The following is a 6,344-nucleotide window of genomic DNA, read 5'->3' on the forward strand; positions in this document are numbered from 1 at the left end:
CCATCGAGCCCAGGTGGACAGGCATGTGCGGCGCGTTGGCGACCAGGCCGCCGTCGACATCGAAGAGCGCGCAGGAGAAGTCCAGCCGCTCCTTGATGTTCACCGAATGGGCGGTGCGCTCCAGCGCTGCGCCCATGGCCTCGGCCACGCCCATGAAGCGCTTGTTGAACAGCTCCAGGGTGATCGGGTCGGGGCGGTCGAGGGAAAGGGCCGCGGCCTTGCGGCGGGCGGCCTGCTCCAGGCGCACCATGCCGTCCGGGCCGCGCGTGGCGGTCCAGCCGGGGGAGACCGCGATCTGGGTGTCGGCGCGGACGATGAGGGCCGGGCCTTGGATTTCGGTGAGCTCTGCGGCGCGGACGACGGGGGCGTCATGCCAGGCGCCGTGGAAGAACATGCGGGTGGTTTCGATTGCTCCCCCTCTTGGGGAGCTGTCGGCCGACTGGCCGACTGAGGGGGCCTGCTGACTCAGCAAATCCCCCTCCGTCTCGCCGCCTTGCGGCGAGCCACCTCCCCCAGCAGGTGAGGAATTGTTGCTCACCGCTTCCGCTTCCACCGAGGCGATGATGATCGGCAGGTTCGGTTCGACGAAGCCGAACAGGCGCTGGTGGGCGGTTTCGAAGGCGGCCTGGGTTTCGGCCAGCGGGCCGAGCGGCGTCGGCAGTTCGGCGTCGGCGCCGTCGTAGCGCAGGCGCTGGGTGAGGCGGACTTCGCCGGCCTGCGCGCCCTGTTCGGCCAGGGCGGCGCGGGCGGCGGCCTCGGCTTCGGCGGCGGCGGCCCGGGCGCGGGAGAGACCGGCCTCGTCCAGCACCGCGTCGAGCCCGACCTGGCGCAGGCTGGCGAGCTGCGCCTGGCCGATGCCCCAGGCCGAGAGCACGCTGCCATAGCGCGGGCAGATCACCTGGGAGGGGCCGAGCGCTTCGGCGACCTCGCAGGCCACCTGGCCGGCGGCGCCGCCAAAGGCGGTCAGGACGTGGTCGCGGGGATCGAAGCCGCGCTCGGTGGAGATGCGGTCGGTGGCTCGCGCCATCTGCTCGACGGCGATGGCGAGGAAGCCTTCGGCGGCGGCCTCGACGCTGGGCGCGCCCATCGCCTGGGCCAGGCGGGCGATGGCCGCGCGCGAGGCGGCCGGGTCGAGGGGCGAGGCACCGTCGCGGCCGAAGATCGCGGGGAAGAAACGCCGATCGAGGCGGCCCAGCACCAGGTTGGCGTCGGTGACGGCAGCCGGGCCGCCGCGGCCATAGGCGGCGGGGCCGGGATCGGCGCCGGCGCTCTGCGGCCCGACCCGGGCGCGCAGGCCGTCGAAGAACAGGATCGAGCCGCCGCCGGCTGCGACGGTCTCGATGTCGAGCATCGGGCTGCGCAGCTTCACCCCGGCGACGCGGGCGACATCCTTGCGCTCCAGGGCGCCGGCGTAGCGGCAGACGTCGGTGGAGGTGCCGCCCATGTCGAAGCCGAGCGCCTGGCTCGCCCCGGCGACCTGGGCGCTGCGGGCGACGCCCACCACGCCGCCGGCCGGACCGGAGACGATGGCGTCGCGGCCCCGGAAGGCCTCGGCGCGCACCAGAGCTCCGGCCGAGGTCATGAAGTAGAGCGGCGCGCCGCCGACCGCGCGGGCCACCTGCTGCACATAGGCCTGGAGGATCGGGGTGAGGTAGGCGTCGGCGACCGTGGTCTCGGCCCGCGGCACGAAACGGGGGAGGGGCGAGACCTCGTGGCTGAGGGCGACGAACTCGAAACCGGCGGCGCGGGCCAGGGCGCCGGCCGCCTGTTCGTGGGCGGGATTGAGGTCGGCGTGCAGGAAGGCGATGGCGACCGAGGTGAAGCCCTCGGCCCGAGCCCTGGCGAGCGCGCTCGCCAGGGCGGCCTCGCCCAGCGGCGTGACGACAGCGCCGTCGGCGGCCAGGCGCTCGGCGGCTTCGACCACGCCGGCATGCAGGGGCGCGGGGCGTTCGATGTCGAGGGCGAAGAGGTCGGGGCGGGCTTGGTCGCCGATGGTCAGGGCGTCGGCGAAACCCGTGGTGACGACCAGCAGGGTCGTGGCGCCGGCCCGTTCCAGCAGGGCGTTGGTGGCGACCGTCGTGCCCATCTTGATCGCCGCCACCCGATGGGCGGGGAAGGGCTCGCCCGGCGCGGCGCGAAGGACGCGGCGCATGGCCTCGACGGCGGCGTCCTCATAGGCCGGGGAGGCCGAGAGCAGCTTCAGCGAGGTCTCTTCGCCGTCGCTCGCCTGGGCGATCACGTCGGTGAAGGTGCCGCCGCGGTCGATCCAGAAGCTCCAGAGCCTGTCCAAACCGTAACCTTTCCAGGGGGCGATATGCGTTGTCAGGACCGACTCGGGGTCTTACAGCTTTCGATACTCCCATGAGCTTCTGGCGCAACATCGCTGGCCTTGCAGTCCGTAGACCCGATGCGGCGGACTGCGCCGACTGCCCCTCGGTCCGTCCGGGGGAGGACCCGGCGTTCTCGACAGCGGTGACGGCGCTGGGCGCCAAGCTGGCCAAGGCCGACGGGCGGGCCAGCGTGGGCGAGTTCGACGCCTTCGCCCAGGTCTTCACGCCCGATGCGGCCTCGGAGCGGAACATCCACCGGCTCTACGACCTGGCGCGGCAGACGACGCGCGGCTTCGAGAGCTATGCGCGGCGGCTGGCCAAGCGCTACGCCGGTTGCCCGACCCTGCTGGAGGACGTGCTGGACGGCCTATTCCACATCGCCGGCGCTGATGGGGCGGTGACGCAGGACGAGCTGGAATATCTGGAGCGGGTGGCCGAGCTGTTCGGCTTTTCTCCCCTGACCTTCCGGCGGCTGAAGGCGGTGCACCTTGGGCTGGGCGCCGATGATCCCTATGGCGTGCTGGCCATCGCGCACGACGCCTCGGACGGGGAGGTGCGGGCGGCCTGGAAGGCGGCGCTGTCGGAAGCGCACCCGGACCGCGCCCGCGCTCGCGGCCTGCCCAGCGAGTTCATCGAGGTCGCCGAAGCCAAGTCCGCCGCCCTCAACGCCGCCTTCGACGACATCATGCGCGAGCGGCGGGCGATGGCGCTGGAAGGGGTGGCATGATGCCGCCACTTTGTAGTGATTTGTCGTGTTTACGTTGACGCCGGGGATCGCCCGGCGGAATTATCCGTTCAGCCGTAACAAGCGGCGCCCTTGAGGATGCTCATGGTTCGCGAATTCGCCCGCAAGCATGGATCGGCCCTTCGCGGCTTTGCCGTCGTCGGCGGGGCCCTGGCGACGGCGGCGGCCGTGGCGGTGGGCGCCGTCCTGGCGGTGTTCTTCGCCGCGACCGTAGTGGTGATCGCGGTCATGGCCTCGGCGCTGCTGGCGCTGGCGGGCTTGGCGCTGCGAGCCAAGAAGGCGCGGGCCCAGCGCGACGACGGGGTGATCGAAGCCCGCCACCTGGGCGGCCACCACTGGGTCGCCTATGGCTGGAACGAGCGCCAGGGGCGCTGAGCCGCAGGTCCTGCTGAGGGCCTTCCACCCCACGGACGAAGCCGGCGTCGTCGCCGTGCTCGACGCCACCTTCCATTCGACATGGGCGCCGCAACTGACGCCGGCTGCGCTGGAGGCGCGGCTGCGGAACCCGCCTGGACCGCGCTATGTGAGCGAGCGGGGCGCCGAGTTCGTGGTCGCCGTGGATGGAGACGCCGTGGTCGGCATGGTCCATTGGGACGGCGACTTCGTCCACGCCCTGCATGTGAGCCCGGCGGCGCAGCGCCGCGGCGTGGGCCACGCCTTGCTGAGCCGGGCCGAGGCGGCGATCGCGGCGGCGGGGCATTCTTCTGCGCGGCTTGAGACGGACACTTTCAACACTCAATCGCGGGCTTTCTACGCGGCGCGCGGCTATCGCGAGATCGACTCCTATCCCGACCACGAGTGGGACAGCGGCCTGACCACGCTATTGCTGGAGAAGACGCTGGGGTGAGCGCGGGCTGTGTCCTGCGGACAGCGCCTGCTCCATTGATATGGACCATGTAGTGGTCCATATTGAGCTATATGATCCATGGAATGGTCGGAGACTGCCGTGCGGGTATCCGTGAGTGAGGCGAAGGCCCAACTGACCGACCTGGTGCGTCGGGCGGAAGCTGGCGATGAGGTGGTGCTGACGCGCCACGGACAGCCGGCTGTCCGCCTGGTCCCGATCCGCGCCGTGGGCGACCGCCAGGCCCGCCGCCGGTTGATGGAAGAAGTTCGTCGCAAGGCTTCTCAAAAGGCCGTCCAGGGGCCTGGAGCCGCGCGGAGCCAGGATTTCCTTTATGACGACGAAGGCTTGCCGGAGTGATCGTCGTCGATACGTCCGCCCTGATGGCGATCCTGCTCGGCGAGCCGGCAGGGGAAAGATGCATGAGGGTCCTGGAGGCGCGGGGCGACGTGCTCATTTCCGCCGGAACCCTGGCCGAAGCGCTGGTGGTGGCGGGGCGCCGCAACATCGCCGGGGAAATGAGCGCGCTGGTCGAGGGGCTGGGGTTCGAGATCGTACCGGTCTACGGCTCGGGGGCGGAAAAGGTGGCCGAGGCCTATGCGCGCTGGGGCAAGGGCGTCCACGCTGCATCGCTGAACTTCGGCGACTGCTTCGCCTATGCCTTGGCGCGCGAGACGGGGGCCGGCTTGCTGTTCGTGGGCGATGATTTCGCACGGACGGATGTCGAGCCGGCGGCGGGGTGATGCGGCTGCTTGCCGAGGCCGACTGCGCCCACTAACGTCCCTTTCAAACAATCGTTGGAGGAACGGCATGATCGGCGTGGTGGCGACCTTGAAGGTGCAGGACGGCAAGCAGGCGGAGTTCGAGGCGATCTTCACCGAGCTTTCCAAGCAGGTCCGCGCCAACGAGCCGGGCAACATCGTCTACCAGCTCACCAAGAGCCGCAGCGATGCGACGGTCTACAAGGTGCTGGAGCTCTACAAGGACGAGGACGCCCTGAAGGCCCACGGCGGGACCGACTATTTCAAGGCGGCCGGTGCCAAGATGGGCCCGTGCATGGGCGGGCGGCCCGAGATCGAATACCTCGACGGCGTGGGGTAGGGCGATGGACCTGGAATTCTCCAAGGAAGACCTGGCGTTCGGCGAGGAAGTTCGAGCTTTCATCGCCGAGGCGTTCGACGAGGACATGCGCGCGCATGCCGCGCAGTCGAAGAACGGCCATATCGACAAGGCCGGCCAGGTCCGCTGGCTGAAGCGGTTGCACGAGAAGGGCTGGATCGCGCCGGACTGGCCCAAGGAATATGGCGGCACCGGCTGGAGCCACGCCCAGAAGTACATCTTCGACATGGAGATGGCGCTGGCCGGCGCGCCTTCGACCTCGAACATGGGGCTGAAGATGTGCGCCCCGGTGGTGATGGCCTTCGGCACGCCCGAGCAAAAGGCCCAGCACCTGCCGAAGATCCTCTCGACCGACGCCTGGTGGTGCCAGGGCTATAGCGAGCCGGGTTCGGGATCGGACCTCGCTTCGCTGTCGCTAAAGGCCGAGCGGGACGGCGACCATTACGTCCTGAACGGCTCGAAGATCTGGACGACCTACGCCCAGTGGGCGGACTGGATGTTCTGCCTGGTCCGCACCTCGAACGAGGAGATCCGGCAGAAGGGCATCTCGTTCCTGCTGCTGGAGATGACCACGCCCGGCATCACCATCGTGCCGCTGCCGACCCTGGACGGCCCGCCCGAGGGCGACCAGGAGATCAACCAGGTGTTCTTCGAGAACGTCCGGGTGCCGGTCTCCAACCGCATCGGCGAGGAGGGGCAGGGCTGGACCTATGCGAAGTATCTGCTGCAGTTCGAGCGGGGCAACCCTTACGCGGCCGGGCTGACCAACCAGCTCAACAAGGTTCGGAAGATCGCCAGCCTGGAGCCGTCGGACGGTGGCCAGCGGATGATCGACGATCCCGACTTCCGCAAGAAACTCAGCGAGATGCAGATCAAGGTCGACACGCTGAACGCCACCGAGCTGCGCATGTTCGCCGCGCGGAGCGCCGGCGAGGCGATGGGGGCGGCGTCCTCGATGCTGAAGCTTGAGGGCAGCCAGGCCCAGCAGGCCGTGACGGAACTGGCCCTGGAGGCGACCGGCCTCTACGCCCAGCCGTTCGTGCGCGACACCTGGGCCGAGATCCGCGGCGAGCGTAACGAGCCGCGCGCCGGCCCCGACTATGCGGCGACCATCGCCCCGACCTATTTCAACTACCGCAAGACCTCGATCTATGCGGGGTCGAACGAAATCCAGCACAACATCATGGCCAAGATGGTGCTAGGGCTGTAGCGGGGCGTTTCAGCAGGTTGCGGGATAGCCACAACCTGCTGAAATTAAATCGAATTTCGTCAGCCGGCCGCTGGAGCTGGCTCGCGGGCGGAGCTT

The 6,344-nt window shown here is 69.6% G+C and carries 8 protein-coding genes; 7 read left to right on the plus strand and 1 reads right to left on the minus strand.

Annotated features, from left to right (window positions below; all coding sequences use genetic code 11):
- The coding region (locus tag ACE3TL_RS16280; RefSeq protein WP_374579716.1) for a hydantoinase/oxoprolinase family protein at positions 1–2,290 on the minus strand (2,290 nt) is incomplete at its 3' end.
- 71 nt (positions 2,291–2,361) lie between these two features.
- Between ACE3TL_RS16280 and ACE3TL_RS16285 the strand changes: the two genes are divergently transcribed.
- The 7 genes from ACE3TL_RS16285 (at position 2,362) to ACE3TL_RS16315 (ending at position 6,248) form a co-directional block, all read left to right on the plus strand.
- Positions 2,362–3,057: a TerB family tellurite resistance protein gene (locus ACE3TL_RS16285; RefSeq protein WP_374579717.1), complete on the plus strand. Its 696-nt coding sequence runs from the start codon at positions 2,362–2,364 to the stop codon at positions 3,055–3,057.
- Positions 3,058–3,159: 102 nt separating this feature from the next.
- Positions 3,160–3,450 (plus strand): hypothetical protein, encoded by a 291-nt coding sequence (locus ACE3TL_RS16290; RefSeq protein WP_374579718.1) that lies wholly within the window; start codon positions 3,160–3,162, stop codon positions 3,448–3,450.
- The gene (locus ACE3TL_RS16295; RefSeq protein WP_374579720.1) at positions 3,422–3,922 is read left to right on the plus strand and encodes a GNAT family N-acetyltransferase; all 501 of its coding nucleotides are present in this window, start codon (positions 3,422–3,424) and stop codon (positions 3,920–3,922) included. Before ACE3TL_RS16290 ends, ACE3TL_RS16295 begins: the two co-directional genes overlap by 29 nt.
- Before the next feature lie 111 nt (positions 3,923–4,033).
- Entirely contained in the window at positions 4,034–4,279 is a 246-nt protein-coding gene (locus ACE3TL_RS16300; protein ID WP_374579721.1) for a type II toxin-antitoxin system Phd/YefM family antitoxin, read from the plus strand.
- A complete protein-coding gene (locus ACE3TL_RS16305; protein ID WP_374579722.1) occupies positions 4,276–4,662 on the plus strand; it encodes a type II toxin-antitoxin system VapC family toxin in 387 nt (128 codons plus the stop codon). Before ACE3TL_RS16300 ends, ACE3TL_RS16305 begins: the two co-directional genes overlap by 4 nt.
- A 67-nt stretch (positions 4,663–4,729) precedes the next feature.
- On the plus strand, positions 4,730–5,020 hold the full coding sequence (locus ACE3TL_RS16310) for a putative quinol monooxygenase (RefSeq protein ID WP_374535004.1): 291 nt from the start codon (positions 4,730–4,732) through the stop codon (positions 5,018–5,020).
- Positions 5,021–5,024: 4 nt separating this feature from the next.
- Complete coding sequence (locus ACE3TL_RS16315; protein WP_374579723.1) at positions 5,025–6,248, plus strand: acyl-CoA dehydrogenase family protein; 1,224 nt, start codon at positions 5,025–5,027, stop codon at positions 6,246–6,248.
- Positions 6,249–6,344 lie beyond the last annotated feature (96 nt).

The sequence above is a fragment of the Phenylobacterium sp. genome (assembly GCF_041920015.1).
In the GTDB taxonomy this organism is placed as follows: Bacteria; Pseudomonadota; Alphaproteobacteria; order Caulobacterales; family Caulobacteraceae; genus Phenylobacterium.